Genomic DNA, 23,438 nt, shown 5'->3' with positions numbered 1-23,438 from the left:
CCCTGCACCCCGGACGCGTGGAACGAGCGGGCCGGCCGCGTGGACCGGCCCGGACGCGTCAGTCGGTCGCGGCGACCGCGTCGTCCACCGAGGTGTGGATCGGGAAGACCTTGGTCAGACCGGTGATCCGGAAGATCTTGAGAATGCGCTCCTGGTTGCACACCAGGCGCAGCGAGCCTTCGTGGGCACGCACCCGCTTCAGGCCACCGACCAGCACGCCGAGGCCGGTCGAGTCGAGGAAGTCAACGCCCTCCATGTCGACGACGAGGTGGTACTTGCCGTCGTTGACGAGCTCGACCAGCTGCTCCCGCAGCTTCGGGGCGGTGTACACATCGATCTCGCCGCCAACCTCGACGACCGTACGATCGCCGACTGCGCGGGTCGACAGGGACAGGTCCACGGAACCTCCAGCACCTTGCCTTGCTACGTCATGTGCGATCCTCGGCCGGACGGCCGCCACCGCATGGTCGCGAGCCCGGGCGCGCCAAGCCAACGCGTGGCAAGCCTCAGCGCTGCGACCCACGGCCATACGGCCGTCACGGCCACATTCAACCACCTGCGACCATGCCCGCACGATGGCTTACGACGATTCTCCGTCACGCCGGTGACACACTGGGTCCTCATGCCGCCCCGACACAGCTTGCCCGAGGCACTGCTCACGACCCTGTCCACCAGTCGGGGGCGGGCCGACCGGCTCACCCATACGGAGCACCTTCCCGCCCGACCTGCGCGTTATTCGCCATGGCCCGACTCGATTCGACCGGAGATCGTCGCCTCGGCGCTGGACGTCGGGGTGGAACAGCCCTGGGCACACCAGGCAGAAGCGATGAACCTGGCCAAAAGCGGCCAGACTGTGGTCATCGCCACAGGCACCGCCTCGGGCAAGTCACTGGGCTACCTGGCGCCGGTGCTCAGCGACCTGCTGGAGGGCACCGAGGCCCGAAACGGCCGCGGCGCCACCGCGCTCTACCTGGCCCCGACCAAGGCGCTGGCCGCCGACCAGCGCCGCCGCGCCGCCGAGCTAGCCCCGCCGAGGGTCCGGGCGGCCCTGTACGACGGCGACACCCCGCCCGAGGAACGCGAGTGGGTCCGCCAGTACGCCTCCTACGTGCTCACCAATCCGGACATGCTGCACCGGGGCGTCCTGCCCGCGCACGCCCGTTGGTCCTCCTTCCTCAAGGTGCTGCGCTACGTGGTCGTCGACGAGTGCCACAGCTACCGGGGCGTCTTCGGCTCGCACGTCGCCCAGGTGCTGCGGCGGCTGCGCCGCATCTGCGCCCGTTACGGTTCGTCACCGACCTTCCTGCTCGCCTCCGCCACCACCGCCGACCCGGCCGTCACCGCCCGGCGGCTGACCGGTCTGCCCGCCGTGGCCGTCACCGAGGACGCCTCGCCGCGCGGACCGATGGTCTTCGGCCTCTGGGAGCCGCCGCTGACCGAGAACGTCGGCGAGCACGGCGCCCCGGTGCGCCGCACCGCCACCGCCGAGGCCGCTCACCTGCTGACCGACCTGGTCGAACGGCAGACCCGGACCGTCGTGTTCGTCCGCTCCCGCCGTGCCGCCGAACTCGTCGCCCTGCAGGCCCAGGACCAGCTGGGCCGACCGCTCGCCGACCGGGTGGCCGCCTACCGCGGCGGCTACCTCGCCGACGAACGCCGGGCCCTGGAGCGCGATCTGCAGTCCGGCCGACTGCTCGGACTCGCCTCCACCTCCGCTCTCGAACTCGGCGTCGACATCTCCGGACTCGACGCCGTCCTGATGGCGGGCTACCCCGGCACCCGGGCCTCGCTATGGCAGCAGGCGGGCCGGGCGGGCCGTGAGGCCCAGGGCGCGCTGGCCATCCTGATCGCCCGGGACGACCCGCTGGACACCTATCTGGTGCACCACCCGGAGGCGCTGTTCGCGACCCCCGTCGAGGCCACCGTGCTCGACCCCGACAACCCGCACGTGCTCGCCCCGCACCTGTGCGCGGCGGCGGCCGAACTTCCGCTCACCGATGCCGACCTGGAGCTGTTCGGCCCTTCCACCGCACCGCTGCTGCCGGTGCTGGAACGGCGCGGCCTGCTGCGCCGGCGCGCCGACGGCTCCTGGTACTGGACCCGCCGGGAGCGTGCCGCCGACGCCGTCGACCTGCGCGGCAGCGGCGGCAGCCCGGTGCAGATCGTCGAGGCCGACACCGGTCGACTGCTCGGCACGGTGGACGCCGCGGCCGCCCACACCACCGTCCACACCGGGGCCGTCCACCTCCACCAGGGCCGCACCTACCTGGTCCGGGAACTCGACCTGGAGGACTCGGTCGCCCTGGTCGAGCCGGCCGACCCGCCGTACACCACGGCCGCCCGGGACATCACCTCCATCTCCGTCCTCGACACCGACACCACTGTCCACTGGGGCGAGGGCCGGCTCAGCTTCGGCTCGGTGGAGGTGGTCAACCAGGTGGTCGGCTACCTCCGCAAGCGGATCTCCACCGGGGAGATCATGGGCGAGAGCAAGCTCGACCTCCCGCCCCGCACCCTGCGCACCCGCGCGGTGTGGTGGTCCGTCACCGAGGACCAGCTGCTCGACGCGGACCTCCCGCTCGACCAACTGCCCGGCGCCGCCCACGCCGCCGAGCACGCCTCGATCGGCCTGCTGCCGCTGTTCGCCACCTGCGACCGATGGGACATCGGCGGCGTCTCCGTCCCGCTGCACCCCGACACCGGGCTGCCCACGGTGTTCGTCTACGACGGTCACCCGGGCGGGGCCGGTTTCGCCGAACGCGGGTTCCAGCGGGCCGTCCCCTGGCTGACCGCCACCCGCGCGGCGATCGCCTCCTGCGAGTGCGAGCGCGGCTGCCCGTCCTGCGTCCAGTCGCCCAAGTGCGGCAACGGCAACGACCCGCTGAACAAGGCCGCAGCCGTCCGGCTGCTGGACGTCCTGCTGGCGGGGGCGCCGGAGACCGGCTCCGCGGCGGGCCCGGAGGGTGGAGCACCGGCCGCTTCATGAGGCCGCCGCACCGCTCGCGTCACCGACACCGCTCGGAAGGCCGTCGGCATCGACCCCGACACCGATCCCGACACCGATCCCGGCACCGGCACCGGCACCGGCACCGGCAGCACCGTCCTCGGGCGCGGCGACCGGGGCCCGGACCGGTCCGGCCCGGGCCCGCGCCCGCGCCGGACCGACCGGCAACCGCAGCGGGAGACCGCCGACCGGCACCTCGGCCACCACCTCGACGGCGTCCGCCGACCGGTCCACCTCGCAGGACGCCAGACCGGCACCCTGCGCCGCAGCGATCCCGGCGGCCCGGCCGCAGCCGCCGTCCGGATCCAGCAACAGCCGGTCCGCGGCCGCGAGGGCCGCCAGGTCCGCAGCCGACTCGGCCCGGTGCCGGGCGGTCACCACCGCACCGACGGCGATCGTCCCGGCGAAGACCACCGTGCCCAGCATGGCCAGCGCGAGCAGCCAGACCGTCGCCGAGCCCGCGTCCGCCCCGTACCCGTGCCGACCGGACGCAGCGGCCCGAGCGGTACGGACACGGGCCAATCGCTCCGCCGCCCACCAGGGGTTGGTCAAGCGGGCCACGGGCCTCCACCTCCCTCCGTGGTGCCCCCCAGTACGTCCTCCCGCGCGGCCACGGCCATCGCGCCGACCCGCACCGCGAGCAGGCCGCCCAGCCTGCCCGGCGCCGCGCACGGGGCGTCCACGTCGACCCGCACCGTGTCCGCCGCGAGCGCCAGTCGGACCCGCGCTCCCCGCGGGGCCGCCGCGCGGGCGAGTTCGACGGCGTCCGCCTCCCCGCGCGCGGCCGCCCTGGCACCGATCCGGGCCGCATCCACGCAGGTGATCTGCGCCGCCGCCGCGAGCACGCCCCAGATCAGCATCGCCGCGAGCAGGACCAGCGCGGGCAGCACCACCGCCGTCTCCGCCGTGACGAAGCCCCGGTCCCCACGCCGCACCGATCGCACCGGCCGGCCGCGCCCGGCCATCGAACTCCCGCCGGTCGTCCGGAGAGCCGGCGCGGCGGTGCTGGAGCGCGGGCGGGGCGCGGTGGCCGCCGCCGGCACGGCGGGAGTTCCCGGACTGCCCCTACGTCGCATGGAGCGCCCGTTCCAGCATCTCGGTCAGCGCGCCGGTGATGGCCGTGCTGGTCACCACCTTGTAGAGCCCGGCGGCGAGGGCGCACGCCCCCAAGGTTCCGACGGCGTATTCGGCGGTTGTCATCCCCGCGTCCGACCGGCCCCGGCACCGGGCCACCTTGCGCACCCGGCCCCCGGCCCCGTGGCTCCTCCGTCGCCACACCCCGAGCACGTGCCGGAGCGGGCGCCCGGCCCCAGCCTTGATCATCAACACTGCAGCCATGGTTCTCTCCTGTCTGGATCTTCTTCCGGTCTGTTCAGGTCTTTCCTGCGGCCCTGCCGCCTCGGAAACCGACGGCCCTCACATGACTTGGGCGAAACGGCTGGTGAGGCCGATCACCACCGGCACCACCCCGATCAGCACGAAGGCCGGGAGGAAGCAGAGCCCGAGCGGCGCGGTGGCGAGCACGGCGGCCCGGCGGACCCGGGTGTGGGCCGTGCGGGCGGCGGCCATCCGCTGCGCCCGGGCCAGCGCGATCAGCGGGTCGGCCACGGGAGCCCCGCCGCGGCTCGTCCGGACCAGGCAGCGCGCCAGCGGCGCCAGCGAGGGGTGCTGTTCGCCCAATCTGGTCCAGCACAGCTCCGGCGGTGCACCGAGGGCCAGCTCGGCCCCGATCGCCACCAGCCTCGGTCCCAGCGGCGCGCCCACACTCCGGCCCACCGCCGACACCGCCGCCGAGGGCAGCGCCGCCGATCCGAGGCAGGCTGCCAACAGCTCGGTCGTCAACGGGAGTTGCCTGGCCAGCAACTCTTCCTCCGCTGCCGCCCGGCGATCAGCCGGCGACCTGGCCCGGGCCGACCAGCGATGGACACCCGCCGCCGCCAGCACTCCGATCACCACCCCGACGCCACCCCCGATCAGCACCGCCACCGCCAGCCCCGCAGCGACCGCCGACGCCACTCGCCGTCGGCGCCCAACACCTCGATCCCTCGGGCCCGTTCGTCGTCGCGCTCGCTCGCACCCCCTCGCCCCGGCGAACACCCGTCGCCCACCCCTACGCCGCGCCGACCCCACCGCCATGACCGCCGCCATCACCGCTGCCGCAACCGCCGCCACGACCAGAGGCCCGGCCGGCACCCACCCGGCGCCCCGCATCACCCCACCCCCGCTTCGGCGCCGAGCGTCCGCGCCCACAGGAGCCCTCGCCGCCCACCGCCGCCTCCAGCCGGGCCTTCGGCCCCCGCGCGGGGACGGCCTCCGGCGACGCCCTGCGGAGCCTCCACCCCGCCCCGGGCCGCCACTCGGACGATGCGAGCCGTCCAGAGCACTCCCAGCCCCTCCAGGACCGCCCCCGCCCCGAGGCAGCCCAGTCCGGCCGACGTGTGCAGCAGGACCTCCAGCGGACGGGCCCCGAGCCCACTGCCCAGGAGCAGCCCCGCGCCCGGCAGGGCGGCCAGGACCGCGATCGTCGTACGCGGCCCGGCCAGCTCCCCGGTGATCTCCTCCGCCAGCGCCCGCTCACCGCGCAGCGCCTCCGCGACCCGGTCCAGCGCGGCGGCGAGTCCCGACCCGCCGTCGGAGGCGACCCGCCAGCAGGCCGCGATCGCCGCCGCTCCGCTGCCACCGGGCAGTTCGGCCAGCAACTGGAGCGCGGCCGGGACGTCCCCGCCGTAACGGCCCGCCGCCAACCGGGCCACCGGCTCGGCTCCGAGCCGGCGCAACCCGTCCGGATCCTCGGCGAGCCGCGCGGCGACCAGGTGCAGCGCCTGCTCGGGCGTCGCGCCGCTGCGCAACTCCCCCGCCAGCGCGGCGCAGAGCTCCACCACGGCCGCGGCCCGCTGCCCGGCCTCCACCGTCAGGCGCCGCCGCAGCCGCCACCGTCGCAGCGGCAGGAGGGCCAGCGCGGCCGCGAGCACCGGCACCGGCGACGCGGTGACCCGTCCGAGGGCCAACCCCACGGGCAGAACCAGCAGTTCGGGCGCCAGCCACCCCCGGATCCGAGCCCACCCCCGCCGCACCGCCTGCGGGCCCTGGCCGCTCATCGGAGGCCCGCTGCCCGCCAGCACCAGCCTGGAGCGTCGCCCACCCGGCAGTTGTTCCTGAACGGCCCGCCACCCGGCGACGGCCAGCAGGCACAGCACCGTCGCCCAGCAGAAAGCGAACTGACTTCGCGTCATGGCATCCACCTCCACGTCATCGCTCCTTCCGTCCCCACGACCCGAGCAGCACCACTGCGCCGGCCGCGCACGCGACCAGGAGCAGCACGAAGCCGATCTCCACCAGCCGCAACTCCCGCGCGGCCTGGCCCGCCGAAGCCATCGACACCAGCGCCATCGGCGCTGAGGCCATCGACACCGACGTCGCCTTCACCGCCGCGACCACCACCGCTCCCTCGCTCATGGCGCTCCCGCCCCGAGCGCCACCCCGCGCGCCGCCAGCAGCCCGAGCAGCCGCTCCCAGCCCGCTCCGGGCACCAGCCCGCCCGCCGCGGGGAACTCCACCGCCGAAGTGGTCACGGCCAGCCCGTCGCGGTCCCCGGTCAGCGTGTGGATCTCCGCCACCCGGCGCAGCCCCGAGCCCGGATCCCGGACCAGGTGCACCACCACGTCGAGCGCCGCCCGCAGTTGGCTGTGCAGGGCCGGTCGGTCGAGCCCGGCGAGCGAGCCCAGTGCCTCCAGCCGGACCGGCACGTCCGCCGCCGTGTTGGCGTGGACGGTCCCGCAGCCGCCCTCGTGTCCGGTGTTGAGCGCGGCCAGCAGGTCCGACACCTCGGCCCCGCGCACCTCGCCGATCACCAGCCGGTCCGGCCGCATCCGCAGCGCCTGCCGGACGAGGTCCCGCAAGGTGAACTCGCCCAGCCCCTCCTGGTTCGGCGGTCGGCTCTGCAGCCGGACCACGTGCGGGTGGGCCGGTCGCAGCTCGGCGGAGTCCTCGGCGATCACGATCCGCTCGTCCGGCCCGACCAGGCCGAGCAACGCGGCGAGCAGGGTCGTCTTGCCCGAGCCCGTCCCACCGGAGACCAGCAGCGACAGCCGCGCCCGCACGATGCCGGCCAGCAGCTCGGCGCCCTCCGGCGGCAGCGCCCCGCCCGCCACCAACTCGTCGAGCGTGAACGGCCGGGGCCGGCACACCCGCAGCGAGATGTGCGTGCAGCCGGCGGCGATCGACGGCAGCACCGCGTGCAGCCTGGTGCCGTCCGGCAGCCGGGCGTCCACCCAGGGCCGGGCGTCGTCCAGGCGCCGCCCAGCCGCGGTGGCCAGCCGGTGGGCGAGCCGTCGCACCGCCTCGGCGTCGGCGAACCGGACTCCGGTGGCTCGGTGCAGGCCGCCGCCACGGTCGACCCACACCTCCTCCGGACCGTTCACCAGCACGTCCGTGACGTCGGGCGCCGCCAGCAGCCGCTCCAGCGGGCCCGCACCCACCAGTTCGGCGCGCAGCGAGCGCACGGTGTCCAGCACTTCGTCCCCGCCGAGCGGCGGCCGGGTGGCCCGCAGCACCGCCGCGACCGAGCCCGCCGTCGGGGCGGCCCCCGACTCGGCCAGCCGCAGCCGTACCGCGTCCACCAACTCCGCCGTCCGCTGCTCGCGGGCCGTCCGGCCGTACGGGCAGGGCCCGTGTTCGGCCTGCGGCAGCCCGCCGGGTGGCGGCACGCTCCTGAGCGGCCGGTGCTCCCGCGCACCGTCGCCCGGGCCCGGGGCACCGCCCCGGAGACCTGTCCTACGCAGACGGACCATCAGTACACACCTCCTCCGACCGCCGAGACCGGCGGCAGCACTTCGTTCAGGAAGGTCGCGCAGAAGCGCGCGAGCGGGCCGCCGTCCCGCATGCCGGGCGGGACGCCCCGCTCGACGTCCCCGGCCAGTCCCGGCTCCGGGTCCAGCTCCCCGGCCAGCTCCAGCCGCAGCCCGCGGGCGATCCGGTGTGCCGGGAGCCCGCCGACCCGGACCGGCCGGACCACGGCCCGGACGTCCCCGAGCCGCATCCGGGCCGCCGCCGCGACCCGGTCGGCGGCCGCCACCGCGCGCAGCTCGGCCGGGATCACCAGCAGCGCGAGGTCGGACTGTTCCAGCGCCTGCCCGGCGGCCGCGTCGAGATGGCGCGGCACGTCGACCACCACCAGCCCACCGCGCCGCCGGGAGGCGGCCAGCACGCTGCGCATGGCCTCGGGCGGCACCGTCAGGGTGTCGCCGCGGTCCCAGGACAGGCAGGACAACGCGGAGAGCCGTTTGAGAGCCGGCAGCGCCCGGGCCAGCTCGGCCCCGCTGACCCGCCCGCGCGAACCGGCCAGGTCCGGCCAGCGCAGCCCGCGGGCCGTCTCGCCGCCGAGCAGGATGTCCAGTCCCCCACCCAGCGGATCCCCGTCGAGGAGCATCGTCCGCCGCCCCGCCCGTGCGGCCGTGACGGCGAGGGCGCAGGCCAGCGTCGAGGCCCCGGCCCCGCCCCGGCCACCGAGCACCGCGACGGTGACCGCCGGCGAGCCGACACCCTCCGCCGCGTCCGCGATCCGGTCCAGCAGCCAGGCCTCGGCATCGGGCAGGAACAGCACGTGCTCGGCGCCGAGTTGGACGGCTCTGACCCACACTCCGGGGTCGTCGAGGTCCAGCCCGAGCAGCAACACCCCGCTGCGCCTGCCCAGCCCGGCGCAGCGCTCCGCCTGGTCGTCCCCGACCAGGACCAGTGGGGCGGCCCCCCACTGCTCGCGCGGCGGCGGCGCGCCCCGGATCAGCCTCGGCTCGGTGCCCGCCGCGGCACAGAGCCGCAGCAGGTGCTCGGCCAGGCCCTCGTCCTCGGTGACGACGAGCGGTCCGGCGGCCGCGGGGCCTTCGGCGGTGACGTGGTCGGCGATCGGCGCGGACATGGTGTTCTCCCCTCTGCGCCGCCTGCCACCGGGGGTGGCTGCGGCGCGCGTCGGACGGTTCCGACGGACGGCCGCCAGGCAGACCTCTCGGAAGAGGAAGGGATGAGGCCCCGCCCGGCGACCGCCGCCGACCATCACGGTGGGGGGAGATCCGGATTCCGTCATCCACGTTCCGATTGCCTGTGGATAACTCGGGGGCTGTGGATGAAAACGTTCACCCGGACGGGTGTCAATTCGGCGAAGAATTGACGAAAGGGGCTCACGGAGATGAACCGGCGATCCACCGACCTCTGTCGACCGCCTTCCCGACACCCTCGCGCCGGCTCTCCCGCACCCCGCCGGAGCGGCCCGCGGCGCCGATCGGAACCAGCCGCGCACGCCGTGCGCGCCATGAGCAAATGGCAACGCAGAGTGACGAAAGGTGATGGACGGGCGGAGCTGTCGACACCCCCTGCACGCGGCCGCGAGGCCAGCGCGGAAGCTGCGGCAATGGCCTTCAAGCCCTGAAAATGGCCCCGGACGTGCGACGACCCCCGCCGGGGGGGAGAGCGGGGGTCGTCTATCCACAGCCCGACTCGGGGGGGAGGAGCCGGACCGGGTTAGCACGGTCGCGAACGATCCGTGACTTCCATGGTGTACCCGAGCGGCCAGAAACACAAACCCGCACGCCCACGAGTACGCCGAATGGCGGGGTGTTTTGTGGCTCCCTCTATCCTCGGTTCCCGTGGACACCACCGAGAACGCCGACGACCACGCCGACGAGTCCCAGGGCGACCCCACCGGGCCCGAGGCGCCGAGCGCATCCGTCCGCCCCCGGCCGAACGGACTGCGCACGGCCGCCTTCTTCGACCTCGACAAGACCATCATCGCCAAGTCGAGCGCGCTGGCCTTCAGCCGCCCGTTCTACCAGGGCGGTCTGATCAACCGTCGGGCCGTACTGCGCAGTGCGTACGCCCAGTTCGTCTTCCTGGTCGGCGGCGCGGACCACGACCAGATGGAGAAGATGCGCGAGTACCTCTCCGCGCTCACCCGGGGCTGGAACGTCCAGCAGGTCCGCGAGATCGTCGCCGAGACGCTGCACAACCTGATCGACCCGATCATCTATGACGAGGCCGCCTCGCTGATCGAACAGCACCACGCGGCCGGCCGGGACGTGGTGATCGTCAGCAGCTCGGGCTCCGAGGTGGTCGAGCCGATCGGCGCGCTGCTCGGCGCGGACCACGTGATCGCCACCCGGCTCAAGGTCGAGGACGGCTGCTACACCGGCGAGATCGAGTACTACGCCTACGCCGAGAACAAGGCCGCGGCCATCCGGGAGTTGGCCGGTACGGAAGGCTACGACCTGGCCGAGTCCTACGCCTACAGCGACTCCTCGACCGACCTGCCGCTGCTGGAGGCGGTCGGCCACCCCTCGGCCGTCAACCCGGACCGCGCGCTGCGCAAGGAGGCGCAGGCCCGGGAGTGGCCGGTGCTGGTCTTCGACCGGCCGGTGCAACTGCGACGGCGGCTGCCCGAGTTCTCCGCGCCGAGCGGCTCGGTGCTGACCGCCGTGGCGATCGGGACGGCCGCCGTGACCGCCGGGGTCATCTGGTACCTGGCGCGCCGACGCCGTCCCACCGCCGGAGGCTCCCGGCGGAAGCCGTGATCTAGCACGAAAGCCACCAAAACGGGCAATCGACACAGACTTCTCGTTTCGGGTTCCCCTTTCGGCCGAAACGCGATACAAATGAAGCACGGCCCGCGAGACCCGGTCAGGACCGAAGAGGTCAAACCGACAACGCAGTTCAGGCCCACGGACCGCGTGTACAGATTTCCGAGCACCCACATGCAGCCGACCCGCTGTCGGGCCGCCGGACCAGACGAACGGGCAGGATCCCCGTCTGATCGGCACTTCCGGTGCATGCTTGGTCACCCGGTACCTGTACCAGCGGCGGCACCCAGCAGGATCAGGTGCCGCCGCATCTCTGTGCGCGCGAGACCCGCAACGCCCCCCCCGGCCCGGCAACGCCCACGGGGCCCGGCAGCGTCCACGGGGCTCGGCAACGCCCGCGGGCCGGTCCGATCAGACCATGCCGCGCTGCATCGCCTCGCAGACCGCGGTGCTCTCCCGCACGCCGAGCCCCAGGGCCCGCCCGCAGTGCGCGATCCAGGCCGCCATCCCTTCGGGCGTGCCCGCCAGGTAGCCCGCCAGGGCGCGGCGGTAGGCGTCGGTGCCCAGCTCGGCCAGGCCGACCTCGGCGGGGCAGATCGACTTCGGGTCGAGGCCCTCGGCGATCAGGACGATCCGCTGGGCGGCCCGCGCGATCAGCCCGTTGTGGGTGCCGAACGGCCGCAGGGCGAGCAGTTCGCCGTGCACCACCGCAGCCACCACCAGGGCCGGTGTGCCCACGCCGTGACCCTCCGCACGGGCCACCAGCAGCCGGGAGAGCTGGTCCAGCCGGGCCGCGACCTCCTCCGCGCCCGGGGCGGGCGGCAGGGCCGGCAGCGGCCCGACCCCGGCGTCGACCTTGACGCTCTCCACCGGCGCGAGCTCCAACGGGAACAGCTCCTCGGCGCGCTCCCCCGCCCGGCGCGGCCGACCGGCGGCCGGGTCGCTGTCGCCGACCGCGAGCAGGTGCAGCCGGGCCAGTACCTGGAGCGGCGAGTGCCGCCAGACGCTGAGCAGCTGCCCCGCCTCGGCGGCGATCCGCAGGGCCGCGCCGACCGTACGGGCCTCGGCGTCCGCGCTGAAGTCGGTGCGGCGCCGGACCTCCTCCAGCGGCCAGTCGGCTCCCGCCATGGCCGCCGACGCGCGGGCGCCGCGCAGCGCGGACTCGGAGGTGACCTCGGCCGCGCGGCGCCGCATCACCCGGTGGCCGTAGAGCCGGTCGACGGCCTTGCGCACCTCGGCCACGGCGTCGGGCACCCCGGGGAGCTGGGCCAGCGGGGCGAGGGGATCTGTTCCAGTGCTCACCTACCCGAGAGTAATGAACAGCCCGCCCCTCCCGGAACAGCAACCCCGCATCACCCGTTAGAGGCAATCCTCACTTCCCTCCCCCAGCGGAACCCAAACCCCGGCTAGCATGGCCACTATCGGAGACGATAACGATTTCCAGTTAGGGGCGCCCCCCACGAGCGCACCCGTGAGCACGCGGCCCGCCCCCAGGGCCCAGAGCGAGAGCCGGAGACCCAGATGAAGATCGCCTTCGTCGGCAAGGGCGGCAGCGGGAAGACCACGCTGTCCGCACTGTTCATCCGCCACCTGGCCGCCATCGGCCGGCCGGTCATCGCCGTCGACGCCGACATCAACCAGCACCTGGGCCCCGCCCTCGGCCTGACGGATGCCCAGGCCGCCGAACTGCCCTCGCTCGGCGCGCACCTGCAGGAGATCAAGGAGTACCTGCGCGGCAGCAATCCGCTGATCCGCTCGGCCGACGAGATGATCAAAACCACGCCGCCCGGCCGCGGTTCACGCCTGCTGCGGATCGTCGAGGAGAACCCGGTCTACGCCTCCTGCGCCCGCCCGATCGCCCTGGACGAGGGCTCGGTCCGGCTGCTGGCGACCGGCGCGTTCACCGAGGAGGACCTCGGGGTGGCCTGCTACCACTCCAAGGTCGGCGCGGTGGAGCTGCTGCTCAACCACCTGCTGGACGGCCCGGACGAGTACCTGGTCACCGACATGACGGCCGGTTCGGACTCCTTCGCCTCCGGCCTGTTCACCCGCTTCGACCTGACCTTCCTGGTGGCCGAACCGACCCGCAAGGGCATCTCGGTCTACCGCCAGTACAAGGACTACGCGCGGGACTTCGGCGTGCAGCTGCGGGTGATCGGCAACAAGGTGCAGGGCCCGGACGACCTGGTGTTCCTGCGCCGCGAGGTCGGCGACGACCTGCTCACCACCTTCGGACAGTCGGACTGGGTGCGCCGACTGGAGCAGGGCGCCGAGCCGCCGCTGAAGTCGCTGGAGCCGGCCAACCGGGCCGTGCTGGAGGAACTGCGGGCCGAGGCCGAGGCGGCGTACGGACTGCGCGACGCGCGCCGCTACACCGAGCAGGCCGTGCTCTTCCACCGGCGCAACGCGGAGAGTTGGGCCAACGCCAAGGTCGGTATCGACCTCGCGACCCAGGTGGACGAGGACTTCGTGCTGGGCGGGTTCCCGGGCGAGTTCGCGACCGACGGCGCACCGGCCGCCCCGGCGGGAGCCACCGCCTGACACCACCGCGAACGGCACCGCCACGAACCGGACGGGCCGTGGCCTCCCCTTCCACCCCGGGGAAGGCCGCGGCCCGTTCGCCGTGTCGGCCAGAGCCGTCCGCCATCCCGGTCCGCTCGCCATCCCGGTCCGCTCGCCACCCCGGTCCGCTCGTCACCCCGGTCCCCTCGCCACCCCGGTCCCCTCGCCACCCTGGTCCGCTCGCCATCCCGTCCGTGCGCCAGCCCATCAGCAGATTCCCGTCGGTTCGAACACCACCCAATAGGGTGAACCCGGGATTTTTCGCTTCCCTCCGGGAACGACGCTGTGCAAAGCTTTCATTACCCTCGGTTTACCGAGTCTTGATGGCCCGTCCCGACGGCCCTCGGCGAGACCTCCCGCATCTCGCCCTGGCCCTTGGCGAGCCAGATGGTCGACGCCGGCCGGTGACACCCGTACTCCCCGCCGCGCCCACGCCATCCCGCCACACCGTCGCGACCCACGACAGCCGATCCGCCCCGGAGCCCCGCTCCGGACTCACCACCGGACCTGACTGCGTTCGTTCCCCCGGACAGACGGGAAGACCATGACCCTCGACATCTCCAGCGCACCCATCGCCTCCGACACCACCGACCACGCGCCGCCGGGCCCCGGCGGCCGGGCCCGCTGGGCCCACGACCTCTCCGCCTCTGCGGTGGTCTTCCTGATCGCCGTGCCGTTCTCCCTCGGCATCGCGCTCGCCACCGGCGCCCCGCTCACCGCAGGACTGGCCGCCGCCGCCGTGGGCGGCATCGTGGTCGGGTTGTCCGGCGGCACCCCGCTCATGGTCAGCGGCCCCTCCGCCGCGCTGACCGTGATCACCGCCGGGCTGATCGCCCAGTACGGCTGGCGGGCCACCTGCGCCGTCACCGTCGTCGCCGGGCTGCTCCAACTCCTGCTCGGCGCACGCCGAGTGGCCCGCACGGCACTCGCCGTCTCGCCGGCGATCGTGCACGGCATGCTGGCCGGGGTCGGGCTCACCATCGCCATCGCGCAGCTGCACGTCGTCCTCGGTGGGTCACCGCAGAGCTCGGCGATCGCCAACCTCCTCGCGCTGCCCGGGCAGTTGGCCGGTCCGCACCCACCCGCGCTACTGGCCGGCGCGGTGACCGTGGCCGTGCTGCTGGGCTGGCCCCGACTCGACCGACTCCCAGGCCGCGCGGGCGAGTTGGGCGCACGCCTGGCCAAGGTGCCCGGCCCGCTGGCCGCCGTGGCCGTCGCCACCGCGCTCGCCGTCACCCTGGACCTGCGGCTCGCCCACATCGAACTGCCCGCCTGGCAGCCGCACTCGCTCGTGCCCGCGCTGCCGCACGGTTCGCTCGCCGGGGTGCTCACCGCCGTCCTCACCGTCACCGCCGTCGCGAGCGTGGAGTCGCTGCTGTCCGCCGTGGCGGTGGACAGGATGTCCCAGCGCACCGGCGACCTCGACCGCGAGCTGCGCGGACAGGGGCTCGCCAACCTGGTCAGCGGGCTGGTCGGCGGGCTGCCGATCGCCGGCGGCGCCGTCCGCAGCACCGCCAACGTCCGGACCGGCGCGCAGACCAGGTGGGCCTCGGTCCTGCACGGCGTCTGGGTGCTCGCAGCCGCGCTGGCGCTGACCGGCGGGCTGCGCCGGATTCCGCTGGCCGCCCTGGCCGCGCTGGTGCTGGTGGTCGGGCTGCAGATGGTGAGCTTCGCGCACATCCTCAACGTGCACCGGCACCGCGAGTTCCCGGTCTACCTGACCACCATGCTCGCCGTGGTCGCCTTCGGCGTGCTGTGGGGCGTCGGCCTCGGCGCCAGCACCGCCGTCCTGCTCGCGCTCCACCGGCTGACCCGCGCTCATGTGGACGTCGAGACCGGCCCCGACGGTTCGGTCACCGTCCAGACCCACGGTCCGCTCACCTTCACCGCCGTCCCCCGGCTGAGCCGGGCGCTGGCCGGGATCCCTGCGTCCGCCGAGGTCGCCGTCGTGCACGACGGCTCCTTCCTGGACCACGCCGCGTACGTGACGTTGCACGACTGGCGGACGGGGCACCAGGCCGCGGGCGGGCGGGTCTCGCTGGTGACGCGCCGCCAGGACGACGAGGTGCTCGATCCCGACGGCACGGTCCGCAGCGGGAGTTCGGCGGGCCCGCACCGCTGCCGGGCCTGGACGCCCTGGGTCGGTCATCACTGCATCGAGCAGCAGGAGGACCCGCACGGCCGGCTGCTGGACGGAGTCCGGGTCTTCCAGCAGCACACCGCCCCGCTGATCAGACCCGAACTCGCCCGGCTGGCACGGGAAGGCCAGACGCCCTCCCAGCTCTTCCTGACCTGCGCGGACTCCCGGATGGTGACCAGCATGATCACCAACAGCGGGCCGGGCGACCTGTTCACCGTCCGGAACGTGGGCAACCTGGTGCCGGCCCCGTTCGAACCCGGCGCGGCCGACGACTCGGTGGCCGCCGCGGTGCAGTACGCGGTCGAGGCGCTGGAGGTGCGCTCGATCACGGTCTGCGGCCACTCCGGCTGCGGCGCGATGAAGGCGCTGCTGGACGGTGTGCACGAGCACTCCGGTCCACCCACCCCGCTGACCCGCTGGCTGCGCAACGGCCGCGGCTCGCTGGACCGGCTGCGACGGGCACCGGCCGAGTTCGCCGACCGGCCGGTGGTGGACCTCGCGGAACAGCTCTGCATCACCAACGTGGTGCAGCAGTTGGACCAGCTGATGGCGAACCCCGCGGTGGAGCGCCGGGTCGAGGAGGGCAGCCTGCGGCTGGTCGGGATGTACTTCGACTTCGCCACCGCCCAGGCCTACGTCCTCGATCGCGCCGCCGGAACGTTCAGCCCCGTCAAAGCGCGCACCGAGGCACGTAACACCACTGTCGGGACCGGGGACCGGCCAGACACCCGGCCCGACGCCCGGCCCGAGGGTGAATCGGCCGAACGGGTGAGAAAGGACGGCCGGGTTCCGGCCGACGGCAGCGGGGAGGGCTCCCAACTGGCCGCCTGAGAACCGGGCCCGTGTCCCCTCCGAGCGAGCCGGGACACGGGCCCACCGGCCGCCGTGCGGTCTGCCGCGCCGCGCGGCGGTCCGCACGGCTGGCCGTTCGATCTTCAGTCAAAGGTCTAAACCAATTCCCGGGCGCCTCTTGTCAACTGACCCGTTCGCCTGGTGAGCTTGTGCGCTGGGACACACGGGACGATCCCCACGCACGGGATCGCCCGAGATCATGACTCGATGAGGAGTGCGCGTTGAGCAACGAGAGCCTGGCCAACCTGCTCAAGGAGGAGCGGCGTTTCGCCCCGCCGACAGAGCTCGCCGCAGCCGCCAACGTCACCGAGACGGCCTACACGCAGGCCTCCGAGGACCGCCTGGGCTTCTGGGCCGAGCAGGCCCGCCGCCTCAGCTGGGCCGTCGAGCCGACCGAGACGCTCGACTGGTCCAACCCGCCCTTCGCCAAGTGGTTCGCCGACGGCAAGCTCAACGTGGCCTACAACTGCGTCGACCGCCACGTCGAGAACGGCCTCGGCGACCGGGTCGCCATCCATTTCGAGGGCGAGCCCGGCGACAGCCGCTCGATCACCTACGCCCAGCTCAAGGACGAGGTCTCGCAGGCCGCCAACGCGCTGCTGGAGCTCGGCGTCCGCAAGGGCGACCGGGTGGCGCTCTACCTGCCGATGATCGCCGAGGCGGTCGTCGCGATGCTCGCCTGCGCCCGGATCGGCGCCACCCACTCGGTGGTCTTCGGCGGTTTCTCCGCCGACGCCGTCGCCTCCCGAATCCAGGACGCCCAGGCCAAGCTCGTCATCACCGCCGACGGCGGCTACCGCCGCGGCAAGCCCTCCGCGCTCAAGCCGGCCATCGACGAGGCGCTCACCAAGGTCGACGGCGTCGAGCACGTCCTGGTGATCCGCCGCACCGAGCAGGAGATCCCCTGGACCGAGGGCCGCGACGTCTGGTGGCACGAGATCACCGCGCGCCAGTCCACCGAGCACGCCCCCGAGGCCCACGAGGCCGAGCACCCGCTGTTCATCCTCTACACCTCTGGCACCACCGGTAAGCCCAAGGGCATCCTGCACACCTCGGGCGGCTACCTCACCCAGGCCAGCTACACCCACCACGCGGTCTTCGACCTCAAGCCGGAGACCGACGTCTACTGGTGCACCGCCGACATCGGCTGGGTCACCGGCCACTCGTACATCGTCTACGGCCCGCTCTCCAACGGCGCCACCCAGGTCATCTACGAGGGCACCCCGGACACCCCGCACCAGGGCCGGTTCTGGGAGATCGTCCAGAAGTACGGCGTGACGATCCTCTACACCGCGCCGACCGCGATCCGGACCTTCATGAAGTGGGGCGACGACATCCCCGCGAAGTTCGACCTGTCCTCGCTGCGGGTGCTGGGCAGCGTCGGCGAGCCGATCAACCCCGAGGCGTGGGTCTGGTACCGCGAGCACATCGGCGGCGGCAAGTGCCCGATCGTGGACACCTGGTGGCAGACCGAGACCGGCGCCATCATGATCAGCCCGCTGCCGGGCGTCACCGAGACCAAGCCGGGCTCGGCCCAGCGCGCCCTGCCGGGCATCGCGGCCACCGTGGTGGACGACGAGGCCAACGAGGTCCCGAACGGCTCCGGCGGCTACCTGGTGCTCACCGAGCCGTGGCCTTCCATGCTCCGCACCATCTGGGGCGACGACCAGCGCTACGTCGACACCTACTGGTCGCGCTTCCAGGGCCGCTACTTCGCCGGTGACGGTGCCAAGAAGGACGAGGACGGCGACATCTGGCTGCTCGGCCGGGTGGACGACGTCATGCTGGTCTCGGGCCACAACATCTCCACCACCGAGGTCGAGTCGGCCCTGGTCGGCCACCCGTCGGTGGCCGAGTCCGCCGTGGTCGGCGCCGCCGACGCCACCACCGGCCAGGCGATCGTCGCCTTCGTGATCCTGCGCGGCGGTGCCACCGACAGCCCCGAGCTGGTCGAGGAGCTGCGGGCGCACGTCGGCCGCACGCTCGGCCCGATCGCCAAGCCGAAGCAGATCAAGGTGGTCGGCGAACTGCCGAAGACCCGCTCCGGCAAGATCATGCGCCGTCTGCTGCGCGACATCGCCGAGGGCCGCGAGGTCGGTGACACCACCACCCTGGCCGACAGCACGGTGATGAGCCAGATCCAGGCCCAGCTGCCGCCGAACGGCAGCAACGGCTGAGAACGGCGCTGACGGCCGGGCGCACAGAAGGCTCGGCACGCTGAAGCAGTGACGGGCTCTCGGGCAGCCAGTGGGTCTCGCACCACACGCCGCGTCCGATCCTGGCGCCGAGGCTGCGCAGCCACAGGTTCAGGTAGGGGGTGCCGGTCATGGCGCCGCCGCCGAAGGGCATGGCGAGTTCCTCGACGAAGGTGTCGTAGAGCTCGTTGCGCCAGACGAAGGAGGACCACAGCGGGTGTTCGCCGACCCGGAAGCGTCCGACCAGCAGCCATTTGGCGAGGGTGGCGGTGGTGCAGGCGGCGATGGCGGCGCCGGCCAGTACCGGGCCGGCGCCGCCCAGGGCGGCGCCGAGACCGTAGTGGTCGCGGATCGCCTGCAGGGCGGCGAAGACCAGGTCGGCGAGCAGGGCGGCCATGACGACCGGCACGAGCCGGCAGACCTCGACGCCGGCGCGTGCCCACATCAGGCGCTTGGGCGGGTCGTAGGTGCGGGCCTCGCCGGCGCCTTCGGCCACCCGGGGCAGGGCGAAGGCGGGCCGGCCCAGCCAGGAGGAGCCTTCGGGGGCGTGGGCGGGGGCGTCGGAGAGCACGCCGACCAGGCAGTTGTCGGGCAGTTGGCGGCCGGGGCCGACGATGCCGGAGTTGCCGACGAAGGAGCGGCGTCCGACGTGGGCGCGGCCCAGGTGCAGCCAGCCGCCGCGCAGCTCGTAGGGGGCGAGGAGGGTGTCGTCGGCGAGGAAGGCGCCGTCGTCGACCCGCATCAGGGTGGGCAGGGCGAGCACGGTGGAGGCCTCCACGCGGCGGCCGATCCTCGCGCCGAGCAGGCGCAGCCACAGTGGGGTGAAGAGGCTGGCGTAGAGGGGGAACAGGGTGCGGCGGGCGGTGTCGCTCAGGCCGGCCACGGCCCAGGCGCAGAACGCGACGCCTCCGGTGGCGGGGTGGAAGCCGGGGCGCAGTGGCAGGGAGAACAGGCGGATCAGCAGGGCTATCAGTGCGGCGTGGCACAGGAGGGTCAGGGCGGCCAGTGGCACGGTCAGTGGCAGCAGTTGGAGCACGGCGGCGCCGAGGGTGCGGTCGCTGTCGACCAGGGGGTAGAGGATGGACAGGGCGGGCAGGGCGCTGATGAGGGGGACGAGGCCGAAGAGGACGAAGGCGGCGCCGTAGGCGGCGTTCCAGATCCGCGAGGGGCGGGGTGCTCGGGTGGGCCACAGGGTGCGGGTGTCGGGACCGGGGCGGGCCGGGGAGCCGTGCCAGTGTTCGCCGGGTGGGACGGTGCCGGTGACGCAGGAACCGGGGGCGATCTGGGCGCCGGCGCCGATGCGGGCGCCGGGCATCAGGGTGGCGCGGTGGCCGATGCTGGCGCCTTCGCCGACGTCGATGCGCCCGAGTTGGAGGGTGTCGCCGTCGAGCCACCAGCCGGCGATGTCGGCCTCGGGTTCGAGGCTGGCGCCGGCGCCGATGCGGGCCAGTCCGGTGACCGGGGGCGCGGTGTGCAGCTGGACGCCCTTGCCGACGCGGCAGCCGAGCATCCGGGCGTAGCGCGGGGCCCAGGGGGTGCCGGACAGGGAGGCGGTGGCGAACATGGCGGTGTAGCGTTCGGCGGCCCACAGTCGCAGGTGGACGTGGCCGCCGCGGGGGTGGCTGCCGGGGCGGATGCCGGCGGTGAGCAGGCGGGCGCCGGCGGCGGCGAGCAGGGTGCGGCCGGGGACGCTGTAGAAGGCGAGCGCGCCGGCGGCGACGGGCCACCAGGAGGTGTGCGGGGCCCAGGGCAGGTGGGTGCCGAGCAGGTTGTCGACGGCGATCAGGACGATCACCCAGCGCGCTCCGGCGAGGGTGAACAGGGCGAGCAGCATGAGGGTCTGCCACAGGGCGGCGCTTGGCGGGGTGGGGCGTACCGGCCGTCGGGGGTGGGCGGTCGCGGTGGCCTGTGGCCCTGGCGCGGCCGCGCCCTGGGGGGTGGTGGGGGTGAGGGAGTCGAGGTAGTCGGCGAGGTCGCCGAGTACGGGGTGGGCGTACAGGTCGGCGACGGAGACGCCGTTGTGGCGGGTGCGCAGTTCGGAGACCAGGCGGGCGGCGGTGAGGCTGGAGCCGCCGAGGGCGAAGAAGTCATCGCCCCTGCCGCAGGGGGTGCCGAGCAGGCGTTCCCACTGGCCGGCGAGCCAGGCGGCGGTGCCGTTCAGGTTCTCGGCCGGGGCCTGGGCGGTGGCGGTGGTGGCCAGTGGCCAGGGCAGGGCGTGCCGGTCGACCTTGCCGGAGGTTTTGGTGGGCAGGGAGTCGACCAGGGCGAGGACGGGCACCAGGGGGGCGGGCAGGCGTTGCAGCAGGTGCTGGCGCGCGGTGGCGAGGTCGGGGGTGGTGCCGGGCTGGGGGACCAGGTAGCCGACCAGCAGGTCGGCGCCGGCGGGGGTCTTGCGCACCGCGGCGGCCGCCGCCCGGACGTGCGGCAGGGCCTGGAGGGCGGCGTCGATCTCGCCGAGTTCGATACGGCGCCCGCCGAGTTTGACCTGGTCGTCGGCGCGGCCCAGGAAGATCAGGCCCTCGGGGTCGTTGCGGACCAGGTCACCGCTGCGGTAGACGCGTTCGGAGGCGATCGCGGGGTGGGGGCTGTACTTCTCGGCGTCCTTGGCGGGGTCGAGGTAGCGGGCGCATCCGATGCCGGCGATCAGTAGTTCACCGGCCTCGTACCAGGGCACGGGGTTGCCGGCCTGGTCGACCACGGCGATCTCCCAGCCGTCCAGGGGGGCGCCGATGCGCACCGGCTGGCCGGGCAGCATCCGGGCGGCGGTGGCCACCACGGTGGTCTCGGTGGGGCCGTAGGTGTTCCAGAACTCGCGGCCGGGCACGGCCAGGCGCTCGACCAGTTCGGCCGGGCAGGCCTCACCGCCGACGATGATCAGGCGCACCTGGTCCAGGCACTCCTGCGGCCACAGGGCGAGCAGGGTCGGGACGGTGGAGATCGCGGTGATACGGCGCTCCACCAGCCAGGGGCCCAGGTCGGTGCCGGCCTTGACCAGGGAGCGGGGGGCCGGGACCAGGCAGGCGCCGTGGCGCCAGGCCAGCCACATCTCCTCACAGGAGGCGTCGAAGGCCACCGACAGACCGGCCAGCACACGGTCACCGGGGCCCAGCGGACGCGTGCGCAGGAACAGGCGGGCCTCGGCGTCCACGAACGCGGCGGCGCTGCGGTGAGTGACGGCCACGCCCTTGGGACGCCCGGTGGTGCCGGAGGTGAAAATGACCCACGCGTCGTCGTCCGGGCCCGGCCAGGCGGGACGGCCCGAAGGCCGGGCAAGGGGGCCGGCGAAAAGCCGCCGCTCGGCGCCGACGACGGCGCACACCAGCGCGTCCTGCCAGATCATCTCGGCGCGTTCGTCCGGGTCGTCCGCGTCCACCGGCACGTAGGCGGCACCGCAACGCAGCACCGCGAGGATGGCCACGTACAGGTCCGCGGTACCGGAGGGGATCCGCACACCCACCCGGTCACCACACCCGATGCCGTGACCGGCCAGCACGCCGGCGAAGGCCTCGACCTCCCGCATCAGCGTGCGGTAGTCCCAGACGGTGTCACCGGTGTCGAGCGCAGGCGCGTGAGGGTAGGCGCCGGCGGTAGCGGCGATCACGTCGAGCAGACTGCGCGGGTGAGCGGGCTGGGCCACCGGCCAACCCGCGGCCTGCCCGGGATGAGGGCGGTGCAGCGTGCCTGGGCCGGCCGTGTCGTGGCGTGCGTCCATAGGGGTTAAGTTCCTCGGCTCCGTTTTCCTGGGCGGCGCGTGTCACCTGCTACGTGCGGTGACACCGTTGTCACCTGGTGGGACACGCCCACCCACCATGACTCCGCCGGCAGTCGGCTGGATGCAGCGAAGCTGCGGTCAAAGAGAATTCTCATCATCGATGCCGTTTCATCCGACACCGATACGATTCGAATGTCATTTCGGGGATTCTCGCGTGTTTTCGCTGGTGAAGGGTAATCGGCACCACCTGAAGACATGACAGCGGGTAGAGAGACGATGGACACCACGGCCTCCGGAACGGTACCGGCAGTAAGGAACCGACTACCGAACCGGGGCATCCCGGTCAGATCATCGACCCACACACACCGACCACACACACGTACGGAACCCAGCCGCCGCCATCCGCGATCCGTGATCCGTGATCCGTACGGACGTCTCCCATGACCCCGACACGGACCGGGCCACCCGGCCCCGGCCACGACAACGAACAACCACCCCGCGATCCACCCGGCCACCCGGCCACCCGGCCAGCCACCCGGCCACCCGGCACCCGGAACCCCCGGACAGTCACTCCCGCCGTACGCGGCGTACGGATCCAACCTGCACGCCCCACGCTTCGCCTGCTACCCGTACAGCGGCCGTCCGGACGGCACCACCCACACCCACCCCGGCCACCACCAACACCACCCACCCCCACACCACACCGCACCCACCCCCCACCCCCCACCCCCAGCCGCCCACCCACCCCAGGCGGCGGGACCACCCTCCACACCCCCACCTCACCCGAACGGGCACCCCCACCACCTCCAGCCCATACCCCGACACCACCACCCAACAGACACACCACCCACCCCCGCCCCAGCCACCACAAAACACCGCCACACGCAGCCGCCACACGGAACACCCCCACCCACCCCCACCCCGCACCAACCCGGCCACCGGCCACCGGCCACCGGCGGGAGACAGCGATAGCGACACAGCCCGACCGAACAAGTGACACAAACCCGCCCAGACATATAGATACCGGGACGACGACGCTGCTCAACCGAACGAGTGACAGGGGCCGACCCACGCAGTGGATACCGGGGCGACGACACAGCTCGACCGAACGAGTGACAAGGGCCGACCCACACAGTGGATACCAGGGCGACGACACAGCTCGACCGAACGAGTGACACGAGCCCGCCCAGGCAATAGGTACGGGGCGACGGAGGTGCGGCGGCGACGGAGGGGCGGCGGCGGTGAGGGCGCCGGGGGTGCGGGGGCGACGGAGGGGCGGGGCGACGGAGGGGCGGGGCGACGGAGGGGCGGGGCGACGGAGGTGCGGCGGCGACGGAGGGGCGGCGGCGGTGAGGGCGCCGGGGCTGCGGGGACGACGGAGGGGCGGCGGCGGTGAGGGCGCCGGGGC

15 protein-coding genes and 1 pseudogene are annotated in these 23,438 nt (G+C 73.7%); 5 read left to right on the top strand and 11 right to left on the bottom strand.

Annotated features, from left to right (window positions below):
* Window positions 1-58: 58 nt before the first annotated feature.
* Entirely contained in the window at window positions 59-400 is a 342-nt protein-coding gene (bldG, locus tag ACWCYO_RS25020; protein WP_188305076.1) for an anti-sigma factor antagonist BldG, read from the bottom strand.
* 222 nt (window positions 401-622) lie between these two features.
* Between bldG and ACWCYO_RS25015 the strand changes: the two genes are divergently transcribed.
* Complete coding sequence (locus ACWCYO_RS25015) at window positions 623-2,986, top strand: DEAD/DEAH box helicase (RefSeq protein ID WP_449785450.1); 2,364 nt, start codon at window positions 623-625, stop codon at window positions 2,984-2,986.
* Here the strand turns inward: ACWCYO_RS25015 and ACWCYO_RS25010 are convergent.
* The 8 genes from ACWCYO_RS25010 to ssd all read right to left on the bottom strand — a co-directional run bounded on the left by ACWCYO_RS25010 (window position 2,981) and on the right by ssd (window position 8,918).
* Window positions 2,981-3,565, bottom strand: a complete 585-nt coding sequence (locus ACWCYO_RS25010) for an Rv3654c family TadE-like protein (RefSeq protein ID WP_449785449.1) — start codon at window positions 3,563-3,565, stop codon at window positions 2,981-2,983. The genes ACWCYO_RS25015 and ACWCYO_RS25010 overlap by 6 nt on opposite strands.
* A complete protein-coding gene (locus tag ACWCYO_RS25005) occupies window positions 3,553-3,939 on the bottom strand; it encodes a TadE family type IV pilus minor pilin (RefSeq protein WP_449785448.1) in 387 nt (128 codons plus the stop codon). The genes ACWCYO_RS25010 and ACWCYO_RS25005 overlap by 13 nt, the downstream gene beginning before the upstream one ends.
* A gap of 130 nt (window positions 3,940-4,069) precedes the next feature.
* Window positions 4,070-4,327 carry a DUF4244 domain-containing protein gene (locus ACWCYO_RS25000; RefSeq protein WP_449785467.1) on the bottom strand — a complete coding sequence of 86 codons (258 nt, stop codon included), beginning with the start codon at window positions 4,325-4,327 and terminating at the stop codon, window positions 4,070-4,072.
* A gap of 93 nt (window positions 4,328-4,420) precedes the next feature.
* Window positions 4,421-4,990, bottom strand: coding sequence for a type II secretion system F family protein (locus ACWCYO_RS24995; RefSeq protein WP_270146047.1), 570 nt, complete (start codon window positions 4,988-4,990; stop codon window positions 4,421-4,423).
* 224 nt (window positions 4,991-5,214) lie between these two features.
* Window positions 5,215-6,237: a type II secretion system F family protein gene (locus ACWCYO_RS24990; RefSeq protein WP_449785447.1), complete on the bottom strand. Its 1,023-nt coding sequence runs from the start codon at window positions 6,235-6,237 to the stop codon at window positions 5,215-5,217.
* A gap of 16 nt (window positions 6,238-6,253) precedes the next feature.
* Entirely contained in the window at window positions 6,254-6,460 is a 207-nt protein-coding gene (locus tag ACWCYO_RS24985; RefSeq protein ID WP_449785446.1) for a hypothetical protein, read from the bottom strand.
* Window positions 6,457-7,710: a TadA family conjugal transfer-associated ATPase gene (locus tag ACWCYO_RS24980; RefSeq protein ID WP_449785445.1), complete on the bottom strand. Its 1,254-nt coding sequence runs from the start codon at window positions 7,708-7,710 to the stop codon at window positions 6,457-6,459. Before ACWCYO_RS24980 ends, ACWCYO_RS24985 begins: the two co-directional genes overlap by 4 nt.
* Window positions 7,711-7,793: 83 nt before the next feature.
* Window positions 7,794-8,918, bottom strand: coding sequence for a septum site-determining protein Ssd (ssd, locus tag ACWCYO_RS24975; protein ID WP_449785444.1), 1,125 nt, complete (start codon window positions 8,916-8,918; stop codon window positions 7,794-7,796).
* Between the two features lie 826 nt (window positions 8,919-9,744).
* Between ssd and ACWCYO_RS24970 the strand changes: the two genes are divergently transcribed.
* Entirely contained in the window at window positions 9,745-10,563 is an 819-nt protein-coding gene (locus ACWCYO_RS24970; protein WP_270151143.1) for an HAD family hydrolase, read from the top strand.
* A gap of 417 nt (window positions 10,564-10,980) precedes the next feature.
* On the opposite strand, the gene ACWCYO_RS24965 is transcribed toward ACWCYO_RS24970, so the two are convergent.
* Window positions 10,981-11,871, bottom strand: a complete 891-nt coding sequence (locus ACWCYO_RS24965) for an oxidoreductase (protein ID WP_449785443.1) — start codon at window positions 11,869-11,871, stop codon at window positions 10,981-10,983.
* Window positions 11,872-12,090: 219 nt separating this feature from the next.
* On the opposite strand from ACWCYO_RS24965, the gene ACWCYO_RS24960 reads away from it, so the two are divergent.
* The 3 genes from ACWCYO_RS24960 (at window position 12,091) to acs (ending at window position 18,300) form a co-directional block, all read left to right on the top strand.
* Window positions 12,091-13,110 (top strand): ATP-binding protein, encoded by a 1,020-nt coding sequence (locus ACWCYO_RS24960; protein WP_449785442.1) that lies wholly within the window; start codon window positions 12,091-12,093, stop codon window positions 13,108-13,110.
* 565 nt (window positions 13,111-13,675) lie between these two features.
* On the top strand, window positions 13,676-16,102 hold the full coding sequence (locus tag ACWCYO_RS24955) for a SulP family inorganic anion transporter (RefSeq protein ID WP_449785441.1): 2,427 nt from the start codon (window positions 13,676-13,678) through the stop codon (window positions 16,100-16,102).
* A gap of 242 nt (window positions 16,103-16,344) precedes the next feature.
* Window positions 16,345-18,300: an acetate--CoA ligase gene (gene acs, locus ACWCYO_RS24950; protein WP_449785440.1), complete on the top strand. Its 1,956-nt coding sequence runs from the start codon at window positions 16,345-16,347 to the stop codon at window positions 18,298-18,300.
* A 55-nt stretch (window positions 18,301-18,355) separates the two neighbouring features.
* On the opposite strand, the pseudogene ACWCYO_RS24945 reads toward acs, so the two are convergent.
* Window positions 18,356-21,955, bottom strand: a pseudogene (locus tag ACWCYO_RS24945) (Pls/PosA family non-ribosomal peptide synthetase); the annotation flags it as partial.
* Window positions 21,956-23,438: the final 1,483 nt, after the last annotated feature.

This window comes from Kitasatospora sp. NPDC001683 (assembly GCF_053596495.1).
This window is presented reverse-complemented; position numbering and strand designations above follow the sequence as displayed.